General features: G+C 60.5%; 17 protein-coding genes and 1 pseudogene. 13 read left to right on the forward strand and 5 right to left on the reverse strand.

Annotated elements, in window-relative coordinates:
- Window position 1 precedes the first annotated feature (1 nt).
- Both OO258_RS23445 and OO258_RS23450 read right to left on the reverse strand, forming a co-directional pair.
- On the reverse strand, window positions 2–1351 hold the full coding sequence (locus OO258_RS23445) for a sensor histidine kinase (protein ID WP_266033207.1): 1350 nt from the start codon (window positions 1349–1351) through the stop codon (window positions 2–4).
- Window positions 1341–2030 (reverse strand): response regulator transcription factor, encoded by a 690-nt coding sequence (locus OO258_RS23450; protein WP_266033210.1) that lies wholly within the window; start codon window positions 2028–2030, stop codon window positions 1341–1343. Before OO258_RS23450 ends, OO258_RS23445 begins: the two co-directional genes overlap by 11 nt.
- A gap of 309 nt (window positions 2031–2339) precedes the next feature.
- Between OO258_RS23450 and OO258_RS23455 the strand changes: the two genes are divergently transcribed.
- The 3 genes from OO258_RS23455 to OO258_RS27775 all read left to right on the forward strand — a co-directional run bounded on the left by OO258_RS23455 (window position 2340) and on the right by OO258_RS27775 (window position 7274).
- A complete protein-coding gene (locus OO258_RS23455) occupies window positions 2340–5504 on the forward strand; it encodes an efflux RND transporter permease subunit (RefSeq protein ID WP_266033213.1) in 3165 nt (1054 codons plus the stop codon).
- Window positions 5501–5818, forward strand: a complete 318-nt coding sequence (locus tag OO258_RS23460) for a DUF2790 domain-containing protein (RefSeq protein WP_266033216.1) — start codon at window positions 5501–5503, stop codon at window positions 5816–5818. The genes OO258_RS23455 and OO258_RS23460 overlap by 4 nt, the downstream gene beginning before the upstream one ends.
- 619 nt (window positions 5819–6437) lie before the next feature.
- Window positions 6438–7274 (forward strand): alpha/beta hydrolase, encoded by an 837-nt coding sequence (locus OO258_RS27775; RefSeq protein ID WP_401081342.1) that lies wholly within the window; start codon window positions 6438–6440, stop codon window positions 7272–7274.
- 513 nt (window positions 7275–7787) lie between these two features.
- Here OO258_RS27775 and OO258_RS27780 read toward each other — a convergent pair.
- Window positions 7788–8045, reverse strand: a pseudogene (locus OO258_RS27780) (2,3-dihydroxybenzoate-AMP ligase); the annotation flags it as partial.
- On the opposite strand from OO258_RS27780, the gene OO258_RS23470 reads away from it, so the two are divergent.
- Window positions 7941–8393: a hypothetical protein gene (locus OO258_RS23470; protein ID WP_266033222.1), complete on the forward strand. Its 453-nt coding sequence runs from the start codon at window positions 7941–7943 to the stop codon at window positions 8391–8393. The pseudogene OO258_RS27780 and the gene OO258_RS23470 sit on opposite strands and share 105 nt — an antisense overlap.
- Before the next feature lie 90 nt (window positions 8394–8483).
- Window positions 8484–8744, forward strand: coding sequence for a 2Fe-2S iron-sulfur cluster-binding protein (locus OO258_RS23475; RefSeq protein ID WP_266033225.1), 261 nt, complete (start codon window positions 8484–8486; stop codon window positions 8742–8744).
- Between the two features lie 554 nt (window positions 8745–9298).
- Here OO258_RS23475 and OO258_RS23480 read toward each other — a convergent pair.
- Both OO258_RS23480 and OO258_RS23485 read right to left on the reverse strand, forming a co-directional pair.
- Entirely contained in the window at window positions 9299–10573 is a 1275-nt protein-coding gene (locus OO258_RS23480; protein ID WP_266033228.1) for a tyrosine-type recombinase/integrase, read from the reverse strand.
- A 150-nt stretch (window positions 10574–10723) separates the two neighbouring features.
- On the reverse strand, window positions 10724–11638 hold the full coding sequence (locus tag OO258_RS23485) for a LysR family transcriptional regulator (protein ID WP_110744356.1): 915 nt from the start codon (window positions 11636–11638) through the stop codon (window positions 10724–10726).
- Between the two features lie 206 nt (window positions 11639–11844).
- Between OO258_RS23485 and OO258_RS23490 the strand changes: the two genes are divergently transcribed.
- From OO258_RS23490 to OO258_RS23525, 8 genes are all read left to right on the forward strand, one after another.
- Window positions 11845–12867, forward strand: coding sequence for a zinc-dependent alcohol dehydrogenase family protein (locus OO258_RS23490; RefSeq protein ID WP_110744355.1), 1023 nt, complete (start codon window positions 11845–11847; stop codon window positions 12865–12867).
- 514 nt (window positions 12868–13381) lie between these two features.
- A complete protein-coding gene (locus tag OO258_RS23495) occupies window positions 13382–14767 on the forward strand; it encodes a hypothetical protein (protein WP_266033235.1) in 1386 nt (461 codons plus the stop codon).
- Window positions 14764–16116, forward strand: a complete 1353-nt coding sequence (locus tag OO258_RS23500; RefSeq protein WP_266033238.1) for a GntR family transcriptional regulator — start codon at window positions 14764–14766, stop codon at window positions 16114–16116. Before OO258_RS23495 ends, OO258_RS23500 begins: the two co-directional genes overlap by 4 nt.
- A 153-nt stretch (window positions 16117–16269) precedes the next feature.
- Window positions 16270–17919, forward strand: a complete 1650-nt coding sequence (locus OO258_RS23505) for a VRR-NUC domain-containing protein (protein ID WP_266033241.1) — start codon at window positions 16270–16272, stop codon at window positions 17917–17919.
- Entirely contained in the window at window positions 17916–20183 is a 2268-nt protein-coding gene (locus OO258_RS23510; protein WP_266033243.1) for an ATP-dependent DNA helicase, read from the forward strand. Before OO258_RS23505 ends, OO258_RS23510 begins: the two co-directional genes overlap by 4 nt.
- Before the next feature lie 263 nt (window positions 20184–20446).
- Window positions 20447–21325, forward strand: coding sequence for a site-specific integrase (locus OO258_RS23515; protein WP_416309228.1), 879 nt, complete (start codon window positions 20447–20449; stop codon window positions 21323–21325).
- Between the two features lie 270 nt (window positions 21326–21595).
- The gene (locus tag OO258_RS23520) at window positions 21596–22429 is read left to right on the forward strand and encodes an urease accessory protein UreD (RefSeq protein ID WP_266033249.1); all 834 of its coding nucleotides are present in this window, start codon (window positions 21596–21598) and stop codon (window positions 22427–22429) included.
- A 9-nt stretch (window positions 22430–22438) separates the two neighbouring features.
- Window positions 22439–22741, forward strand: a complete 303-nt coding sequence (locus OO258_RS23525) for an urease subunit gamma (protein WP_003253929.1) — start codon at window positions 22439–22441, stop codon at window positions 22739–22741.
- The last annotated feature ends 17 nt before the right edge of the window (window positions 22742–22758 follow it).

Below are 22758 nucleotides of genomic sequence, written 5' to 3' on the forward strand. Positions count from 1 at the left end.
GCTACCGCCCCCGTGCGCATTGAATAACTGCTCGCAACCCCGGCGATGCATCTTCCAGGCGCAGCTGAAACCCGTGCAGCCGCACAATTGCCGCAACGATGGCAAGGCCAAGACCTGCTCCCAAGACCTGCTGATCGCGACTGCAACGACCAAAGCGCAACAGCACATGGTCGCGATCCTCGGCCGGGATGCCTGGCCCGTCGTCTTCAACGATCAGGTTAGAACCACTAGTGGATTGCTCCAGCGCAACTCGGATTGTGCCCCCCACAGGCGTGAACTTCAGCGCGTTGTCTAAAAGGTTTATCAGTGCTTCCATGAGTAGTTCATCGTCAGCCAGTAGCGGTGGCCCAGCTTGCACGTCGACCAGGAGCGTAACACCGCATTCTTCTGCGACAGGTTTGAAGTCTGCAGCGAGTAAGCTGATCAGCGAGCCTGGGTCCAGCATTTTCATACCGGCTCGGCGGCTATGTGTGTCAATTTCGGCAATGCGCTGGATAGCACGAAAGCGCGTCAACAATTGCTCCGTGGCGTCAAAAGCTTCATGCAGGCGCGATAACTGACGCTCGGGGGACTCGGAGTGAAAATCCTCGATGGTTCGGCGTAGTTGTGCTCTTAACCGATTCAAGGGCGTTCTCAGGTCGTGCGCGAGGTTGTTGCCGACACTGCGCACCTCACCCATCAAGTGTTCAACCTCGTCCATCATCTGGTTGACCAGCGCGGACAGCGCATCCAGCTCATCCCCTCGGCGCGACAAAGGCAAGCGCAGACCCAGATTACCTTCTGCAATACGCTGGCTTGTGTATTGAACCGTCTTCACTCTGCGCAATGGGCGTAAGCCTAGAATTGCGCCCAGCCCGATACCACCGGCTATGCTCAAACCCCCTGACCAGAGCAAAAGAGCCAGCAGCATGTCGCTAATGCCACTCAATGTCTTGGCGTCATAGCCGACGACCAGGATATCGCCATTTGCGACCACCTGAGCAGAGGCCTTGGCGCCAAACTCAAAGCCTGGCTCGTTCAACGCACGTGGCATGCCGTCCAGCGGCAAATCCGAGGGCAAATGCTTGATGTTGCCGGCAATGTAATGTGCATCTCTTGAAAACAGACCGTAGTGGGCGATGCCGCGGATATCGCCACGTTGCAACTGCTCCAGTTCGCGCGGAAGCTCTACAGGAGGTACATGCAGCAGCGAGCGCGCCTGGCCGACAACGAACGTTTCGCCAATTTGACTGAAATAGTCGGTGGAGCGCCAATAGATCAGTGCCAGCAGGACCATCATGGCCAGTGCTAGAACCCCCGCGTAGCTAACCGTCAGCCTGAACGCAGTGGTCCGCCAGAGGCTAGGCTTCATGATCGCCCGCGTCGAGCAGAAAGCCAGAGCCTCGTATCGTCCTGATCGAGGGCGTACATTGCAGATCAACCAGTTTGCGCCGCAGACGGGTGAGGTGGACATCTATCAACTTGGTGCCTGGATCGAAGTTATATCCCCACACTGTCTCGAAGATCAAACCGCGCGTCACCACCTGACCAGCATTGCGCATCAAAAACTCCAGAAGCTTGAACTCCGTGCTCTGAAGGTCGACATGGCGATCCGCACAGGTCAACCTTCGTTCAAGTAAATCGAGATGGAGATCCTTGAATTGCAGCTGGGTCTTGCGCTCATCGTGCGCTTGCCTGCGTAGAAGAGATTCAACTCTCACGGCCATTTCTTCAGAGGCGAACGGCTTTACCAGATAATCGTCGCCTCCTGCACGTAGGCCTTGAATCCGGTCATCCAAAGTCGCCATGGCGCTGATCATTAGTACAGGCGTGTTGAGCCCAGCCTGACGAAGGCCAGCAACGATTGCCATGCCGTCCAAGTTGGGGAGCATTCGGTCAAGGGTGATGACGTCATAATGCCCACTAAGAGCGAGGTCGAGCCCTTTCTGTCCATCGGTGGTGTGCTCCACCCGAAACCCGGCACGCCGCAACTCGGTGACGATTTCCTCGGCGGTGATCGCATCATCTTCGATGCATAAGGCGCTCTTCACAGTGATCCTCGGGTGATTGGGCAGTGGTCAGCCCGGTTCCGGCGCAGCAGTAGTCCTTACAATCGTAAAGCAGCAGCGTTCTCGCTCATAGTTAACTTATTTTAGCTAACGCTCAATACTCGCTTCGCTACACGATTGCCTCCCTCATACCTGCGCGCCCCTATGGAGCGCGCTGATTGAAGCACTGAGGAGCGCCTTCATCGTGAACGTTGTAATCCCCTCCAGCATCTCGCTGAACTCTCATGCCCACATGAGCGGTTGCCTGCGTCCTGCACATGGGCTACCGGCAGCAAGCGGAGGTAAAGACTGATGTCCAGATTCTTCATTGATCGCCCGGTCTTCGCCTGGGTCATCGCTCTGGTGGTCATGCTGGCGGGCGCCCTGTCTATTCTCAAGCTCCCGGTCAACCAGTACCCCAGTATCGCGGCACCAGCGATTGGTATCCAGGTCAACTACCCTGGAGCGTCTGCTCGAACGGTGCAGGACACTGTCGTCCAGGTCATCGAACAGCAGCTCAACGGCATTGACGGCCTGCGCTACATGTCGTCGGACAGTACCTCCGATGGCCGGATGAGCCTTACGGTGACCTTTGAACAGGGGACCGATCCGGACATCGCTCAGGTTCAGGTCCAGAACAAATTGCAGTTGGCGACCCCGTTACTGCCACAGGAGGTCCAGCAGCAGGGCATTCGGGTCACCAAGGCGGTCAAGAATTTCCTGCTCGTCATCGGGGTGGTCTCCGAAGATGGCAGCATGACCAACCAGGACTTGAGCAACTATGTGGTTGCCAATATCCAAGACCCCATCGCACGTACCCCAGGTGTAGGTGACTTCCAGGTGTTCGGTGCACAGTACGCCATGCGCATCTGGCTGGACCCCGCACGCCTGAACAGCTACCAGTTGACCCCCGTGGACGTCAAGGCGGCCATTCAGGAGCAGAACGTACAGACTTCTGCCGGCCAGATCGGCGGGTTACCGGCCGCTCCTGATCAGCAGTTGAACGCCACCATCACTGCCAAGTCGCGGCTGCAGACGGCGGAACAATTTGCCGACATCCTGCTCCGAGTCAATGCTGACGGGTCTCAAGTACGCTTGGGCGATGTGGCGCGTGTTGAGCTGGGCGGCGAGAGCTACAACGTCAGCGCCCAGTACAACGGGCTTCCAGCTTCGGGTATGGCGATAAAACTGGCAACCGGCGCCAACGCGCTGGATACGGCAAAGGCCATCCGTGCCACGGTCGCCGAATTGGAACCGTTCATGCCCCAGGGCATGAAGGTGGTGTTCCCTTATGACACGACTCCAGTAGTTTCGGCCTCCATCCAGGGCGTACTGATGACGCTGGTCGAGGCGGTAGTCCTGGTATTCCTGGTGATGTACCTGTTCCTGCAGAACTTTCGGGCCACCCTGATCCCGACGCTGGCGGTACCCGTGGTGCTGCTGGGCACCTTCGGTGTTTTGGCGATGTTTGGCTTCACCATCAACACCCTGACCATGTTCGCCATGGTGCTGGCGATCGGCTTGTTGGTCGATGATGCCATCGTAGTGGTGGAAAACGTCGAGCGCGTGATGGTCGAAGATGGGCTGCCACCGTTGGAGGCGACGCGTAAGTCGATGGATCAAATCCAAGGTGCGCTTGTGGGGATCGGTCTGGTGCTCACGGCCGTGTTTCTTCCCATGGCGTTCTTCGGCGGTTCCACCGGGGTCATTTACAAACAGTTTTCTATCACTATCGTGTCGGCGATGGCGTTGTCGGTATTGGTCGCGTTGGTCTTTACCCCGGCTCTCTGCGCCACGATGCTCAAACAGCCGGCCGCTGACCACAACCACAAGCGCGGGTTCTTCGGTTGGTTCAATCGCACGTTCGACAAAGTCGTTGGTTCTTACGAGCGCGCTGTCGTAGGCGTGCTCAAGCGCAAGCTGCCTTACCTGATGATGTATGCAGTAATAGTAATGGCCATGGCCTGGATGTTTACCCGAATTCCTACAGCGTTTTTGCCGGAAGAGGATCAGGGTGTCTTGTACGCGCAGATTCAAGCGCCTTCCGGAGCTACCGCCGTGCGCACTCAGGCGGTCATAGATGAAGTCCGCCGGTATCTGCTGGAAGAGGAGGGGGAGGTTGTTTCCTCGGTATTCAATGTCAACGGCTTCAACTTCGGTGGTCGCGGGCAGAGTTCTGGCATGGCATTCGTCATGCTGAAACCTTGGGAGCAGCGTACCGAGCCGGGGCAGGGCGTCTTCGAACTGGCGGAGCGTGCGCAGCAGCACTTTGCCGGCCTGCGCGATGCGAAGGTGAACGCATTTGCCCCGCCGGCTGTAATGGAATTGGGCAATGCGACCGGCTTCAACCTGTTCCTGCAAGACCGCGCAGGGCTGGGGCACGAGGCGTTGGGGTTGGCTCGTGACCAGTTGATCGAGTTGGCGGCCAAGGAGCCAGCACTCGCGAACGTGCGGGCAAATGGACCGCGCGACGAGCCGCAATACAACCTGTTCATCGACGATGAACGTGCGCGTGCCCACGGCCTGTCATTGTCTGATATCAACGACACCGTCGCGATTGCCTGGGGCGGAAACTATGTCAACGATTTCATTGACCGCGGCAGAGTCAAGAAGGTCTACGTTCAGGGTGAAGCAACTTCGCGTATGAGCCCTGAAGACGTAGCCAAATGGTATGTGCGCAATGCCAGTGGGCAAATGGTGTCGCTGACCACGTTTGCCCGTGGTGAATGGAGTTATGGTCCGCCGAAGCTCTCGCGTTACAACGGTGTGCAAGCTCTGGAGATCCAAGGTGAACCGGCTCCCGGGTACAGTTCGGGTGATGCCATGGCAGCGATCGAGCGAATTGCTCAAGAGCTACCGCCTGGGGTGGGCTTCTCGTGGACTGGCCAGTCTTACGAGGAACGACTGTCGGGGGATCAGGCTCCAGCACTGTTCATCCTCTCGCTGCTGGTGGTGTTCCTGTGCTTGGCCGCGCTGTATGAAAGCTGGTCAATCCCGTTCTCCGTGATGCTGGTTGTTCCGCTAGGTGTAATCGGCGCACTGCTGTTTACCAGCATGCGGGGCTTGTCGAACGATGTGTTCTTCCAGGTGGGCCTGCTTACAACTGTGGGCCTCTCTGCAAAGAACGCAATCCTGATCGTCGAGTTCGCCACTGACCTACACAGGCAGGGCTTGAGCCACCTCAATGCGGCGGTAATGGCGTGTCGTATGCGCCTTCGGCCAATCATCATGACATCGCTTGCCTTTACGCTGGGCGTGGTGCCCTTGGTGCTTTCAAGCGGGGCAGGGGCGGGCAGCCAGCATGCCATTGGTACAGGTGTGATCGGTGGCGTCATTACCGGCACTTTGCTGGCGATCTTCTGGGTACCGCTGTTTTACCTGTCTGTCAGCTCAATGTTCCAGCGCAACAGGCCGGCCCAGAACATCTCAACGGCGGCGCGTCCGCCAATAGTTACACCAAAGGAGTCGAACCAGTGAGCTGGCTTTACTATTCACGCATGAGTATCTGCGCATTTGGATTTTTTGTGGCCAGCGCGGCTGCAGCCGGTCAAGATGGGCGCCTGCAAGACCATCACGAGGCCATGCTGGCCTACGCGCAAAAGGCAGGAAAAGCTAAACCGGTGGTAAAAGACTATGCCTACGGCGAAAAACTCGATATTGCCAGAATGATTGGCATGACCGATGCGCTCAGCTCTTGTGAGCTAGTCCCCATGGCGATGACGTACGAGGATAGAGCCGGACAACTAACGACGGTGCTGTATTCGGCAATGGGAACGTGCCCCAAAAGCTGACAGGAAGGGTGAAGGCGCACCATGAGACGTGGTGTGCCTCGGTCGTCAGTCTTCAATAACTTTGTACAGACGGTAAGGATATTCAACGCGGTCGCGATCGCTGAATGTGCCATCTGGCCTCATAGCGAACGGCAATCCCGCGTCTGGTTGATTGCACGGAAGTACTTGCCATCTATTATCGGCCTATCTGTCTGAAAACCGTAGTGGTGGGCCAAGAAATCTAGGGTGGTGCATGAAGGATTATTCACCGCGCAAACGGTTCCGACGATTGTTGAGCAATTTGCGCGCAGGGTACTTCGACAGGATTCGTGAGGAAGCGCACTCGACGGTTGTTGAGCGCCTAACAGACGATGTCTTACGACCGTTACAGGCTTTGGTGACAGTGGCAGTGCCGCGCTCATTGCGCGAACGGCCAGGTGGACGCATCGAGTGTCTAATGCGCGTAGGTGGCACCAGCGTGCGTTTCACCGCGCGCTTCACCGACAGCATCATCGGGCTGGCTGCCGTTCCCTTTTTCAGGCTTGCCAGGGGGCGCCGTTTCAGAGAGCAACGGTTGCATCATCCGGATACCCAGCAACTATTAGGCTTACTGTGCCTGCCTCGACGGCAGTACCGCATTATGCCCGTCGTAGTATTACTTCCAGGTTCAGGTCCTCAGAATGCCGACTACACCATCGGACCCAGTCATATTTTTTCTGAGTTGGCCTGGGAGCTGGCGGGGCGGGGCATCGGCACGGTGCGCTTTGACAAAAGGATGCCAGCTAATGCGGTAATTAGCGGCACAGTCCATGAAGAATACGTTTTGCCCGTCATGGCGATCCTCCGCGCCTTGGCTCTCAATCTACCCGACAGTCCGGTTTATCTCCTGGGGCATAGTCTGGGTGGCTATGTCGCGCCACTTATTGCTTGGCGGCAGACACAAATAGGAGCACCACTTGCCGGCGTCGTTGCGATGGCGGCACCCTGGCGTACCTTGGAAAACCTTATAGCAGCACAAGCCAACGGACTGTTGCCCTTGTTGAACGAAAACGAGGCGCAGGATCTGCAGCGGGATCTTGAGTGCTTGCGTACAGTAGCCAGCGCACCGCGTGGGTCAGAAAAGCTTGCGTTTGGCATGTCTTCAGTTTATTTGGCGGCCATACGTGAGCACCATCCTGCCGTCTGGCTCAATATCGACACTCATACGCCCCTGCTGTTGTTGCAGGGGCTGGCTGACGAGCAGATCTCTCCGCAGCTCGACTTTGAGCAATGGGTGAGCGCCGCCGACCAGCGCCCTGCTTGCCAATGGCGAGCGTACGAGGGGCTGGACCATCTGTTCAAACGTAGTCAGTCGGGGCGTCCCGAGCAGGACTACGCCCGCCGCAGGCCCATCGCCGGTACTGTCATTCGCGACTTGGCTCACTGGTTCCATGCGCCTCAATTCGCCCTGCCAGCAAAACCAGCCAATCGCGGATAGAGCATTGACGGTAAAGGTCGGCATAGCCGAGATCAAAAAGTCTTGGTCGTTGAAATAGTCAACCAGTTGGAGCATCTCCATGGAGGTCAGTCCATGGGCCATCAGGTGGTCGGTAGAAATCAGGCGCTCGACATCCAGAGCGCTGCGGGAAGTCAATACTAGGTATGCGCGCGCCTGCACCAGCGTGAGCGGCTGAGTGGCAATGGCAAAGAGTACCAGACGCAGCGTGCCATCGGCTGCAGTCAGCCCGACCAGAACGGCATCAATCACTGCTGGATGCTTCATTATCACGTTTTCAACTTCGTGGGGGTCAATCTTTTCCCCATTGCGGTTGAGGGTTTCTACGCTACGGCCAATCACTTCCAAATAATCGCCATGAGCATGCCGTACTAGGTTCCCGCTGCGGCAGAACCCTCGCTGATCGAATGCCTGTCGATCGGCATGCGGGTCATTGAAATAGCCTGGAATCATGCAAGGACCGCGGGCACAGAGTTCTCCAGCAGTATCGGTTTGGCCCCGCAGCTCGACCTCATCCAGCTCGGACATGGGAGTACCCTGGATGGACGCCACGACTTCCGTTGGGTCGTTTGTACAGGTGTAACAGACCAGCCCCTCAGCCATGCCGAAAACTTGCTGAAGCCGGATACTGGCATTGGCAATCGCCTTGTGGGCCAGTTCGCGATGCAGCTTGGCGCCGCCCAGCAGCGTCGCAGCTTGCGCATCGCCGTGCTGCTGGAGGCCAATGGCCGGGGCGGTTCGCGTGAGGTGCATGGTGCCTTGCGTCTGGGCCAGCAACTGGCTATACGCGGGCTGCGCAACGCCTTCACGATGCAGGAAGGTGAAGCCTATCTGTTTGTCGCTGGCGGCATCGGGGTTACGCCCATCATGGCCATGGCGCAGACCGCCCAGCGCGCGGGTTTCGATTGGCAAATGCTCTATGGCGGTCGTTCGCGCCAGTCGATGGCCTTCATTGATGAGCTGCAGGTCATGGGCGCGGGTCGTGTCGAGGTCGTGCCGATGACGAGGTCGGCCTGCTCGACCTGGACGCCGTTGTGGCCGCTGCACGGGCTGGGCGTCAGGTTTACAGCTGTGGGCCGGCAGCGCTGCTGGATGACCTGACGGCATTTTGCCGAGGCAGGGTTGCTGGAGCGCCTGCACCTGGAGCGCTTCGCCCCGGTGCAGGCGCCGGTGGAGCAGGGTGGTTAAGCGTTGACGATCATTCTTGTTCGCAGCGGCACTCAACTGCAGGTGCCGCTCGGTTGCACGATGATGCCGGCGCTGCGGGCGGCGGGGTACGAAGTGGCGTCATCCTGTGAACAGGGTGTGTGCGGCATGTGCGAGACGCGGGTGCTGGATGGGGTGCCGGATCATCGCGACCTGCTGCTCAGTGAAAGCGAGCGGGCGCAGGGAAACGTGATGACGATGTGCGTTTCTCGAGCTTTCACGCCGACCCTCACGCTCGACCTGTAGTCACTAACCGAGCTCTAGTAATTGAGCTGCAGGAGCGGCAAAGACGAACGCCTATTCGGCCGCAAGGCTACCGTGAGGCAAAGGCATCTAGTGACCTAGGTGACTTTCGTCGCCATAATCACGAGATGTATTATTTAGTGCGTTGAACGTATTATAATATAGTTTATCGGCCAATAGGGTCGGATAAGATTTAATTATGAGATCTAGTAGGGTTGGGATAATAAGCTTTCCGACCGTGCATTTCATATTCAAGAACTAAGATCAATTGATTATGTGCTATGGGTAGCTACGACCAGGGCTGAAATGGTCGATCAATTATAATCTCACCTCTCGGCCCAGGCTGTGTGAAAACGCAAGTAGGTACGTCGAAAAGCGAAAGAAGCTAGGATATCCTCCAACATCAGCGGATGTAAGTGCAGATCTACCTGAGTCGGACACCAGGGTGCTGCCTGGGCTATTCGGGTCGCGGTAGCGACCCAGATAGCCGTCTACGGACGCAAGAATGGCGGCGGAGCAAGTCGAGCTTAGTGCAGCGCCACTACCACCATGCTGGTTCAATCAGTGTGCGCTACCAGCACTGCATTTTTTCGAAGCCGATCCAAATAGTCTGTCCATTGTTGAGCGGCCTCCCTGCGTTGCGGCAGTAACTGGGCCCGCGCGTTAACCGCGCCCAGCGCGCCCGGCATGCGGTGAGACAACGACAACTCCAATACAATCGGATCGACGCTTAAATGCTCGTGGGCGATAGTGCGGTAGGTCGCGCGGAATCCGTGCGCAGTAATCGGGTAGTCCGGCCAGATCCGCTGATAAGCCTTGGCCAGGGAAGTGGCGTCAATTGGGGTGCCCGGGTAGACCGGTGAGACAAAAACCCAGCCATTGCCCGCCTCATCGACCACCCGCCGTTCATGGAGCTCACGCAACAGCAGAAGGGCCTGCTCAGGCAGTGGCACGATGTGTTTGCTTTTGTCTAGGTGGCGGGTTTTTCCGACGACATAACGCCAGTCGGCACTGACGAGGTCGACATCTTCCCAGCGCATTTTCACCAACTCTCCAGGGCGAACCGGCAGCATCACCAGCAGGCGCATCGCGATGCTTACGCTGCTCGGGCTAAGTTCATCCAGGCGCAGCAAAAACTTCCCCAAATCGGCCGGTCGCTCGATCGCCGGATTACTGGTTACCACGTGGCGAACCTTGAGTTCCTCGGTGTTGCTCAGGGCTACGTTGCGCTCCACCCAGCCCCGCCCCTCGGCGAAACCGAGCACGGCACGAATGATGGTGCGTACGCGTTTGGCCATGGCCAGTGTACGTGCGCGGCGCAAGGTGGCGATTATCTCGATGATGTGATCCAGCTTGATCTCGCTGACGGGGATACTGCCGATCGTGGGCAGGATGTGATTGTTCAACGCGCCGCGGAAGCCCGCGAGGGATTTGCTCACGAGGTCGTGCGATTTGAAGGCCAGCCACTGTTCGGCCACGTAAGTGAAGGTGCGTTCCTCATTGAGTAATTGATCGGCGATTTTCTTGCGTTTGGCCTTCAGCGGGGCGATGTGATGGGCTACGTTCTGTCGCGCGGCTCGGGCCAGGTCGCGGGCGTCTTTCAAGCCAATGTCGGGATAACGGCCGATCGCGTACACGTTCTCCTTCCCATGCAGGCGATACCTCATCCGCCAGTACTTGGCGGCAGGCTTGCTCGACTTCTGCGAGGCCTGGACATGTAGGTACAGTCCAGGCACCTCGCCGTCAGCGTACTTGCCGGGTTCTGCAATGGCACGCAGGAAAGCATCGCTGAGTTTTCGACGCAATGCAGGCGTAGGGAGGGATGTCGTCATGTGTGGGTACTTTTTTTCGAAACATGAAAAGTACCCAAAAATATACCCGCGGCGCGTCGGTAATGAGTGGAATGCGACGGACGGCTTTGGATTGGATTAATAGGTAAGGTGATGAATTTATTGGCTTTTGTGGATCTTGATGGAAGTCAGTCAGAGGCTATCGGGATCCCCAAAGAACATCTGTATCCGCGACCGCAACCATTTTTCCGCCGGGTCGTTGTCCTGCGCTCCGCGCCAGGCCATGTGGAGCTCGAAACTGCGCACGGGGATTGGCAGGTCTTCCGCCCGCAGGCCACCGGCAGCCGTCAGCGCGTCGGCCGTGTAATCCGGCACCGTTGCAACGATGTCGGTGCCCGCCAGCAAACTCCCCAACCCGTTGAATTGCGGCACCGCCAGCACGACATGGCGCTTGCGGCCAATCTCTTCCAGTGCCTCGTCGATAAAACCCGACAAGTCACCGGCAAAGGACACCAATGCGTGGGGCCGAGCGCAGAAATCGTCGAGGGTGATGCTGCCGGGCACGCTGTCGGCGCGCAGCAGTTTCGGCATGCTGCGGCGCAGCACTTTGCGCTTGGCGTTGGCCGGCAGCTCGCTGGTGTAACTGACCCCCACCGAGATTTCCCCCGAAGCCAGCAGCGTCGGCATCAGTAGGTAGTTGACTCGGCGCACCACCAACACGATACCGGGCGCCTCGGCGCGAATGCGCTTGAGCAGTTGCGGCAGCAAGGCGAACTCGGCGTCGTCCGACAGGCCGATGCGGAACACCGCATTGCTGGTGGCCGGGTCGAATTCGGCGGCGCGGCTGACAGCAGTGGAAATCGAGTCCAGCGCTGGCGACAGCAGGGCGAAGATCTCGTGAGCTCGCGCCGAGGGCTCCATGCTGCGGCCGGTCCGTACGAACAGTGGGTCGTCGAACAGGTTGCGCAGGCGCGACAAGGCCGCGCTGATGGCCGGTTGGCCGAGGAACAGTTTTTCTGCAGCCCGCGTTACGCTGCGCTCGTGCATCAGCGTTTCGAACACGATCAGCAGGTTGAGGTCTACGCGACGCAGGTCGTTTCGATTCATCGGTGCGCTTCGCCTAAAGTGGGGCAGGGGTGAATCTTAAGGCCAAAGGCTGTTACCCTGCACGGGTTTAGGGGGACCAATCGCAGGGAAAGTCAGGTGCCCAATCGATGACAAGCATGTCGACTATTAATGACCACTGATGGTCTAACCGGCAAAGCCCGGATAGAGTCAGGGGTAATTAGAGGTTCACAAAGGCGAGGTATGCGATGTCCCGCATGATCCGTTTCCACAAGTTCGGCGCTGCCGATGTGCTCCGTTGCGAGGAGCAGGCCGAACCGTCACCGGCTGCCGGCGAAGTGCAAGTTCGCGTCGAGGCGGTTGGTGTCAGCTGGTATGACGTGCTCTGGCGCCAGAACCTGGCACCGTCCCAGGCGCGTCTGCCCGCGGGAATCGGCCACGAGATGGCCGGGGTGGTGACTGCGGTCGGTGAAGGGGTTGACGACATTGCCGTAGGCGACCGCGTCGCCAGTTTTCCGGCTACCAGTGCCAACGACCATCCGGTGTATGGCGATGTCATCGTCCTGCCGCGCACGGCTATCACCCGTTACCCGGGTGTGCTCACCCCGATCGAGGCCAGCGTGCACTACACGCCGCTGCTGATCGCCTATTTCGCCTACGTCGACCTGGCGCGGGCCAAGGCTGGGCAGACCGCGTTGGTAACGGATGCAAGCCATTGTGCCGGGCCTGCCTTCGTGCAGTTGGGCAAGGCGCTGGGGCTGAGGGTGTTCGCTGCCACCAAGGAGGAACAGCAGCGTGAGTACCTGTTGGGCCTGGGGGCCGAGAAGGTGATCGTCACCGAAGAACAGGACCTGCTGCTGCAGATTGGCAAGTACACCGACGGTCGCGGCGTGGACATGGTGCTCGATGGCATGGGTGGGCCGCAGATGTCGCTGCTGGGCGATGTGCTGGCACCTCGCGGCAGCCTGGTGCTGTACGGTCTGCAAGGCGGCAACCAGACGCCGTTCCCGGCGTGTGCGGCATTCCAGAAGAACATCCAGTTCTACGTGCATTGCATCGGTAATTTCACCGGCAAGCCGGAGCTTGGCATCAGCCAGGACCAGGTGGCCTTGCAGCGTGCCCTGCGTGATATCAACCAGTTCACCGCTGACCAGTTGCTGACCCCGCAGATCATCAAGGTGTACCCCTTCGAGCAGGTGGTGGAAGCCCACCGCTACATGGATCAATGTCCGTGTGGCGGGCGAGTGGTGCTGGACATGGCGCAACACTGACGGTTGTTTGCGTAATTTGAAACCCGGGCAGAGTCCCGGGTTTTTTATACGCCGAATAAATGATTGTTGGCATCAAAATAGGACAATTCCTACATTAAAAGACGGCATGGATTACATGCGTGACGAAAACTTCAAGCGATTCGGAAATATTCCGCCAAGCATTCCGACTTGAACTGTTTTCTTGCAGCGTTCAATGTGATCCTGCTTTCGTGCTGAATGGTTTTTTTACCGCGATCTGTATCTTCAATTCGCTTTGCATCCCTCGATAATGGCCCGGTGATGGTTTGCGCAAGGAGCGTGGCATGAGCATGGCGATGCCTGAGTCAAGGCAGTCTAGGGCAGCAGCGGGCGGTCGCAGGGGTGGTTTCCTCTCAATGGCTTGGCGACAGTGATGCTTTACATGATTACTTTCGCTTGGATGTAGGAAATTTCTTCTGGACAAGTTCGACGCATGTTGAAGTTCAAGTGCTTGGCACGGCTTGCGTTCGCTACATGTAGTAGGTGAGGTGGTTTCGTGACGGCTATTCACGATCAGGCAATGCAATATATCTACCAGCAAGTGCTCGAACGCTTGCTGAGCCATATGTCCCAGGCGCAGCGCGCTTCTTTGCAGTTACTGATACAGCGCCTGCTGATTTCAGCTGGCGGCACCGAGTACATTGGCACTTTCCGTTTGCAGGTATTGCACGGCAGCGATCGTCAGAGTACCCGGCTGTTGGCCATGCTGCGCGCGGCGCAACTGAGCATCGCGCTGCGTGCGCCGGTAACCTTCCAGTTGCAGGTGTTGGTGGTCAGCTTGCCGATGGCGTGTAGCGCAACGCTGCAAGCCCATGAGCGCAGTTTCAGTACCCTGTTCATGCAGGATGACCCGCGGGTGCAATTGCAGATGATCCAGGGGCGCGAAGTGGTGCCTTTCAACTGCCGGCCCCCAGTAGCCCCCGAACGCTGGCTGTTGGCAAGAGACGCCATGCTGGAGTTCGGTCACCTGATCGATGCCAGGCCCGAAGCCTTGTTGGGTAGCCGCCTGTTCCTGGACCTGGCGGGGGCCATAAGTTTTGCTCTATGGGTACAGGCGCCCGCCGATGCAGTGGTCACCGCCGTTTCCGGGTTGCAGCGGCGCCGTTACCTGGCGTGGGCCCGGCGCAGCCTGCGCATGGCCGGCGAGCGGGGGCCGCATGTGATGCATCAGTGCCTGGCGATGCTGGCCCACGGTCTTGGGCGCTTGCCCGGCGCCGTGGATGTAGCGCCGGGGTGCCTGGCCGGGCCATTGCATGTCGATGCACCACAAGGTGTGCCGGTGCGGCTGTTTGCTATTGATGACCTGCTGCCGCACTTGCTTGATGAGCAGCCACTTGACGCCATGCTCGATTGCAGCTTCGAAGCCGCGCCGGATGCCTGGCCGCTGCCCGCATTTCTCGACCCACTGGTCACCGCGCAACTGCACGAGTTGCGTGCACGCAGCCTAGAGCCACAGGTCAGTCGCCCGGCGTTGCGGCTGGCGGGACAGGCGGGTGGCAGCGGACCGCGTGAGGGCCATCAATCATTGCTCGGCAAAACCTACGGGATCAACCAGACCCAACTGGTGTGCCTGCTTTTCAGCCCCTTCGCCAGGCAGGGGAAGAACCTCGAGCGTTTTCTGCAATGCCGGCACGCTGACATGCTGGTAGCACTGCCCTACCTGCACAGGGCGTTGCAAGGCAAGCCTTGCCCCGATGCGGTGAAAGCCTGGCTGGTCAACACCAGCGGTCTGCCGCTGGGGAAACTGCGAGCAATCTATGGTGGGCAGCTGCCACTGACCACCTGGCGTCTGCTGAACAACCTGGCCCGCCGCGATGTACACCTGCGGTTGCTGCCACGACAGGCGCGGGGGCGGCGACGTGGTTGCGAGGGTCCGCCTTGAAGGAGCGAGCGGGACGCGGCGAGTTCGCTTATCGAAAGGTATATCGTTACCTGGAGGCATTGATTGGCCAGGCATCCTGCGGCGGCCCTTGCCGGTTACCGTCACTGCGTGCACTGTCGCGACGGCTGCGGGTTTCGTTGGCCACGGTGCAAAGTGCCTACAGCCTGCTGGAGGAGGAGGGGCGGGTACACTGCCTGCCGCGGTCGGGGTATTACGTGCTGATCACTGGCAGCCAGCCGGTCCCGTGCTGGCACGCCCCCTTGCCAGCACGACCACTGCTGGAGCGCGCTTTGCTCGGCCACGAACGACGCCTTGGCCGTCAGCGTGAACGCAGCGCTGCGCCCTGGGAGGCGCTGGGCAGTACCCGTTTACGTAACGCCCTGGCTGAGCGATACACCCGTTCGTCCAGCCAGTATTGGCGTGCCGAAGATGTGCAACTGGCCCCTGATGTACTGACGTTGCTCGATACCCTGCTCGCGGCGCTGGCGATGCAAGGTGGCACGGTACTGGTGCACTCTCCCTGTTGCTGGCAGGTGTTGCGTGCATTGGCACGTGCTGGCATGTGTGTGCTGGAGGTGCCGCTGGATGCCCGTGGCAATTTGGACCTGCGCGCCTTGGCCAGGCTATTGGGCAGCGAGCCGGTAAGGATGCTGGTCATGCCGTCGTGCCTGGGTATGCCACAGGGGCGGCTCATTTGCACGCACTACCAGCAGCAAGTGGCCCTGATGCTAGAACGGCACCCGGTATGGTTGCTGGAAAACGATCTGGACAGTGAGCTCTGCTTCAACGGGCCGCCCCCTGCACGCCTGCGCGATTGGGTCGACCCGCGCAGGCTGTTGGTAATGGGGGCGCTTGAAGCAGTGGTGGGGGCCGAGGCGCCGTATGCCTATGTCCTTGGCCTTGATGCAGCGCTGCCCGAGGCATTCGCCGAGCGTGGGTTCAGGCTCGCGCCGCTGCGCCTGCAGGCCCTTGCGCACATGTTGGCCAAAGGGGACATCGAGACGCAGTTGGTCGAACTGCGCACGAACCTGCAAGCACGCATGCGAAGCCTGGCCAGTGCGCTGGGGTCACAATTCGCCCAGCGGGCAGTGATGGAAATACCTCAGGGCGGGCAAATGCTATGGGTGCGTTTTGCCCAGCCTTTGGCCTGGGATGTGATCGCCGCCGCATTGGCAGGTTCCGCATTGCATGCGTTGCCGGGCGAGCGGTTCAGCTCGCAGGGGCGGTTCCAGCAATACATGGCACTGGTATGGCTGGGGGATAATCCTGGCGAGCTGCAACAGGCGGTGGAGCGGCTGGCGCAAGCGCTGGAGCAGCGTTGCGGGCGACATGTCCGGATCCCGAGTTGAGCTCTCCCCGACAAGGCCGCCTCACGGCTGTCGCGATCGGGCTGGTAAGCCTCCCAGTGCCGATCACCGCACCCGATGCGACCCACGGCTCTTGTCATGCATGCGGGTCTGTATGTATAACCAGTGCCTGTTCCCGCAATCTGACTCCAACCCGTGATCGCCCATTCTGTCGACGACCCGTTCTACTACCTGCACAATTTCCGGCAGGTGCTGCTTTGGGTCGAACATCGCTACGAAGACCTGCTCGATGAGCATGAGCTGGCCTTCATCCGAACCTTCAGCCAACTGCAAGCACCCGCCCAGGCCTTGTTGGTGCGCATGGTCATGCGCAAAGGCGAGCTGTTTCGCAGCGACCGGCTCGACTATGTCGAAATCGGCGACACTGCGCTGGCGCTGCAACCGCTGCAGGCCCTCGGCTGGGTTCGCGAACCTGAGGAACTGGACCTTGCCCAGCTGTTTGCCCTGCTGCGCAAGGACGAACTGGCGCGCTGCATTGCCACGCAACTGGTCCGGCCGCGTGCAGCCAAGCATGAGCTGATGGCACAGCTACAACCCTTGGCGCTGGCAGCCCGATCACTGGCTGAATGGTTCCCCGGCTGCGAGGTGCGCATCCTGCAGTGGTGCCTGCAACCGCTGTGCGACCGCATGCGCCTGCTGTTCTTCGGCAACCTGTACCAGGACTGGTCAGACTTCGTCCTGGCCGACCTGGGCCTGCTGCGCTACGAGCAGGTGCCATTCAGTACCGATTCCCGGGCCTTGCATTACCGTGCCGAAGTCGACCTGGCCATGGCCTTGCACCAGTGTGCCGAGCGCCTGGAGCAGGGTGACGACCCCAGGTCGATCCTCACCGTGATGGAGGGTTTGCACAGTGACAACGCCTGGCTGGCCCGGCGTCATGCGCGGTTGCAGTTCGCGCTTGGCCAACAATGCGAGCGGCGGGGGGACTGGGACCTGGCCATGGCGGTATACGCTCAGTGCAACCATGCCCAGGCCCGTATTCGCCAAGTACGTGTGCTGGAGCGCAGCGAACAGTGGCCAGAGGCCCACGCAGTGGCGTTGCAGATGGCTGCGGCACCCGCTAATGCGCTGGAAGTGCAGGCGCTGGAGCGCATGCTGCCGCGCCTGGCGCGCAAGCTTGGTGGCCCGCCACAGCGGCGTCAGCGAGTCGCGCCGCTTGAGCTGATCGAACTGCAGTTGCCTGCCGAGCACGCAACGCTGGGGGTGGAAGAAGCCGTGCGGCAGCACCTGGCACTAGAGGGAGGCCAGGTGCACTACGTGGAGAACACGCTGTTCAACAGCCTGTTCGGCCTGTTGTGCTGGGAGGCTGTATTCGCGCCGGTGCCTGGCGCCTTCTTCAATCCGTTTCAGGCTGGGCCGCAGGATCTGCACGACGGTGATTTCCGGCAGCGCCGCGCTGCACTGTTCGAGCGCTGCCTGGGCCGGCTTGACGATGGCAGCCATCGCCAGGCGATCCTGGACTGTTATGCGGCCAAACAGGGCCTGCAGTCGCCGTTCGTATTCTGGCCCATGCTCAGTGAACAACTGCTGGAACAGGCCCTTGCGTGCCTGCCTCCTGCCCAGCTGAAGCACTGCTTTCAGCGCCTGTTGCAGGACATCCGTAGTAACCGGGCGGGCATGCCCGACCTGATCCAGTTCTGGCCCGAACAGGGCCGTTATCGCATGGTCGAGGTCAAGGGGCCCGGCGATCGCCTGCAAGATAACCAGCTGCGCTGGCTAGCGTTCTGCCGGGAGCACGGCCTGCCCGTCGCGGTGTGCCATGTGCGCTGGAGTGAAACGCCTTGAGCTACAGTGTGGCGGTGCGCGCCTTGTGCGAATTCAGCGCCAAGGTGGGTGACCTGGATCTGCGCTTCACACCTTCACCCACCGCTCAGGAAGGCATTGCAGGCCACCAGCGTGTAGTGGCGCAGCGTGCTGCTGGCTATGAGGCGGAAATCACCCTCGAAGGCCAGTTCGAAACCCTGCGGGTACGCGGCCGAGCCGACGGTTATGACCCTGCCAGCAACCGGCTGGAAGAAATCAAGACCCACCGTGGCGAGCTGGCGCGCCAGCCGCCCAACCATCGCCAGTTGCACTGGGCGCAGGCCAAGGTCTACGGCTGGCTGTTGTGCCAGGCGCGACAGCTGCCGGCTATCGAGGTGGCACTGGTGTACCTGAACGTGGACAGCGATGGCGAGACGTTATTCACCGAGCACTGCACGGCGGCTGAATTGCAGGCCTTCTTTGAAACCCAATGTCAGCGGTTTCTGGGGTGGGCGCGGTTTCAGCAACAACGCCTGGCCGAGCGTGACCAAGGCCTGCAGGCGCTGAACTTCCCATATCCGGAGTTTCGCCAAGGTCAGCGGCAACTGGCCGAAACCCTCTACAAGGCAGTGAGCACTGGCCGATGCCTGATGGCCCAGGCCAGCACCGGCATCGGCAAGACCCTCGGCACCTTGTTCCCGCTGCTGAAGGCGATGGTACCGCAGCAACTCGACAAGCTGTTCTTTCTCACAGCCAAGACCCCGGGCCGGGCGCTGGCCCTCGATGCCATGCGCCAGATCAGCGCTGCCACGCCACAGCCCGCCTTGCGCACACTGGAACTGATCGCTCGCGACAAAGCCTGTGAACACCCTGACAAGGCCTGCCATGGTGAGGCCTGCCCATTGGCTGCGGGGTTTTACGACCGCCTGCCGGCAGCGCGTGAAGCCGCGGCAGCACGACCCTTGCTCGACCGCGACACCCTGCGCGAAGTGGCGTTGGCGCATCAGGTGTGCCCGTATTACCTGGGCCAGGAAATGGCGCGCTGGGTCGACGTGCTGGTCGCCGACTACAACTATTACTTCGATGCCCACGCCTTACTGTTCGGCCTGACCCAACTCAACCAGTGGCGGGTCGCGGTGCTGGTGGACGAAGCACACAACCTGGTCGAGCGCGGGCGCGGCATGTACAGCGCCAGCCTTGACCAGGGCCAGTTGCAGGCCCTGCGCCAGCGCAAACCGCCGGGGCTGACCGGTGCCCTGGACCGCCTGAACCGCCATTGGAATGCGCTGTACAAGGCGCAGCGTGCGCCATACCAGGCCAGTGATTTGGTGCCCGAAGGCCTGTTGCGTGCCCTGCAGCAGTGCATCGGGGTGATCCAGGAACAAATGAACCAGTCGCCCGCGCACATGGACCCGCACGTGTTGCAATTCTTCTATCAGGCTCTGCAGTTCAGCCGGGTCGCCGAGCTTTTCGACGAGCACTTCCTGTTCGATATCAGCCAGCGCCAGGGCCCGCGCAAACGCCGGCTGGCGACCCTGTGCCTGCGCAACGTCACCCCGGCGCGGCTGCTGGCGCCGCGCATGCAGGCGGCGCGCAGTGTGACCCTGTTTTCCGCCACGTTGAGCCCGCGGCATTTCTACGGCGACTTGCTGGGCATGCCTGCCGACACCGCCTGGTTGGAGGTGGCCGCGCCGTTTCGCGCCGAACAGCTAGAGGTGCGCATTGCCACCCAGGTGTCTACCCGTTACCAGCAGCGCCAGGCCTCGCTGGCTCCGATCGTCGATCTGATTGCCCGGCAGTATGAGCAGATGCCGGGCAACTACCTGGCGTTCTTCAGCAGTTTTGAATATCTGCAGCAGGTGGCTGGGCTGCTGGCCGAGCGGCATACACAGATTCCACTCTGGATGCAGGAACCGGGCATGGACGAGGCAGCCCGTGAGGCGTTTCTGGATCGCTTCGTTGCCGATGGCCGCGGCGTGGGCTTTGCGGTATTGGGTGGTGCGTTCGGCGAAGGGGTCGATTTGCCGGGCACGCGGTTGATCGGCGCCTTTGTCGCCACCCTCGGGCTGCCTCAGGTGAACCCGGTCAATGAGCAGTTCAAGCAACATTTGGGGCGGCAGTTTGGCGCTGGCTTCGATTATGCCTATCTCTACCCTGGGGTGCGCAAGGTGATCCAGGCGGCGGGCCGGGTGATCCGGGGCGACCAGGACCGCGGCGTGTTGGTGCTGATCGATGAACGTTTTGCAGAACCCCGGGTGCAACAGATGTTCCCGGGGTGGTGGCCAGCGGCCGAAGAATGCCCGTGAGCCTTGCGACGGGTTGCACGGGTATAGGCAGGGCTCAATTCGTTCGATGGCTTCAATTGGGGTAAGATCCCGGGCGGTGCCGATTTTAAAAACGTTGAATATCAAGGTGATGGCACTTTACCGCGGCCTGTTTTGTAGGCATTCAGACTCACCGGTATCTCGTTTTGATTTGCTTCAGGGTTGGCCCGCTGGGTTGCCGGCCAACGCTTCGCTACAGGATTCACGTTTTGACCGACCTCTCGAAAAATCCGCTGCTGCAGTACATGGCCCGCCTGGCCCCATCCAGCCAGCAAACCATGCGCTACATTCTTCAGGACGCCGCCGACCGGCTGGGCTTTGCCGACTGTAATTTCGTCGACGTGCCTTGGCATCGGCTCGAGCCCGGCCACGTGATTGCCCTGGTGTCCGCCCTGCGTGCCGACGGGTACGCCCCCAACAGTTCGTCGCTGTACGTGAACGCCATCCGGGGCGTGATGAACGAGGCATGGCGCCAAGGCCTGATCGAGCATGAGCAGTTGCTGCGCATTCGCGAGGTCAAGCCGGCCAGTGGTACCCGGCTGCCACCCGGGCGCAACCTGCGGCGCAGCCTGATCCGCGAGTTGATGGATGTGTGCGCAGCCGACCCCCGGCCGCAAGGTGTGCGCGACGCGGCGATCATCGCCTTGTTGTATGGCACCGGCATGCGCAAGTCGGAATCGGTGGATATTGACCTGGACCAGGTCGATTTCGAGGCACGCAGCCTGCAGGTGGTGGGCAAAGGCAACCACCAGCTGGTCAAGTACGCACCGCCATGGGCGTTCGAAAAATTGCAGGCATGGCTCGCACTGCGCCGGCAGGACCTGCCGGCTGGCGTCGAGGACGACCCCTTCCTGTTCAATCGCATTCGCCGCGGCAGCCACATCACCCGGGCGCGCATCACCAAGCATGCGATCTACTACATCGCCCGCCAGCGCGGCGCCCAGGTAGGGGTAAAGATCATGCCGCACGATTTCCGCCGGGCGTTCATTACCCGGGTGATCGAAGAGCACGACCTGTCGATTGCGCAAAAGCTGGCGCATCATGTCAACATCCAGACCACAGCCATCTACGACCGGCGCGACGACAACGAACGTCGGCGTGCGGTGGACCGTTTCGACTACTGACCTTGGGATCCAGGGCTGTTCCGCAGCCCGCATCCGGTTGGCACCGAAACAGGGCCAGGGTGCGCCCCCGCTTTGTGCGCCGTTAGCCCCCATGCTCGATGCCAGAGCGGCGGGGGCAAAAGTTTCATCTGCCTTCACCTGCGGAGTTGGCCCGCAACCTGCTATATCCAGCCTGCGAATTTGATCGAGTGGTCAGGCCGTGCGCGCTAGCAGCCGCCCGTGCCGAGCCCTCTAAACGGCCAGCAGGCCACGGATTTCAGGGGCCGCAGGATGTCGCTCGCGGAGCAGATCGAACAACAACAAGACGATGCAGGCTGGAGCGCCCACCTGCAGTTGCGCTTTGTCAGGCGCGATGATGTGACCCGCCTTGGTGCGTGGAGGCATTTCGGACCTCTTTTGGTGCAGCGGCCGTTCTATCCGGAAGGTGCACCCTGCCACGTCTATGTCTTGCACCCGCCGGGCGGCATCGTCGCTGGCGACCGCCTGGAGCTGGACATCCACCTGGAGCCCGGCAGCCATGCGCTGCTGACCATGCCTGGCGCAAGCAAGTTCTACCGCAGCGTCGGCCCCACCGCGCGGCTGGCTCAGCGCTTCAAGCTGGGCGCGGGAAGCACCCTCGAGTGGCTGCCACAGGACAGCATCTTCTTTTCGGGTGCCCGCGCCAGCCTCGCCAGCCACTTCATCCTTGAGCCAGGCGCACGCCTGCTAGCCTGGGAAACCCTGTGCCTCGGCCGCCCAGTCATGCACGAGCGCTTCGACCACGGTGCCCTCGACAACCTTCTGCACATCGAACTGCCCGACGAGGTTGGCCTCCACGAGCGCCTGCGTATCGAAGGCGGGCAGCTGGATAAGCTCGGCGGCCATCCGCTGCTCGCCACTTTCTGCGCCGCACCGGCCGACCAGGCGGTGCTGGAGCTGGTGCGCCCGTTGCTCGACGAATTGGGTAACCCGGCTGGCGCGACCCTGCTCGGGTCGCTGCTGGTGATCCGCCTGCTCGACCATGACAACCAACACCTGCAACACACCCTGCAACGCCTGTGGCATGTGCTACGGCCGGCCGTCCTCGGCTTGCCAGCCTGCCCGCCGCGTATCTGGGCCACCTGAGAGAGCGCCATGGAGCTGACCCCAAGAGAGAAAGACAAACTGCTGCTGTTCACCGCCGCGTTGCTGGCGGAGCGGCGCCTGGCCCGTGGCCTGAAGCTCAATTACCCGGAAGCCGTGGCGTTGATCAGCGCTGCGGTGCTGGAAGGCGCCCGCGATGGCCGTACTGTCGCCGAGCTGATGAGCCTTGGCCGCGAAGTGCTGACCCGCGAGCAGGTGATGCCCGGCATCGCCGAAATGCTCCACGACGTGCAGGTCGAAGCGACCTTCCCGGACGGCACCAAGCTGGTGACCGTGCATGACCCGATTGTTTGAAACCGCCAAGGAGCGCC

The sequence above is a fragment of the Pseudomonas sp. DCB_BI genome, from assembly GCF_026240995.1.
Classification (GTDB): domain Bacteria; phylum Pseudomonadota; class Gammaproteobacteria; order Pseudomonadales; family Pseudomonadaceae; genus Aquipseudomonas.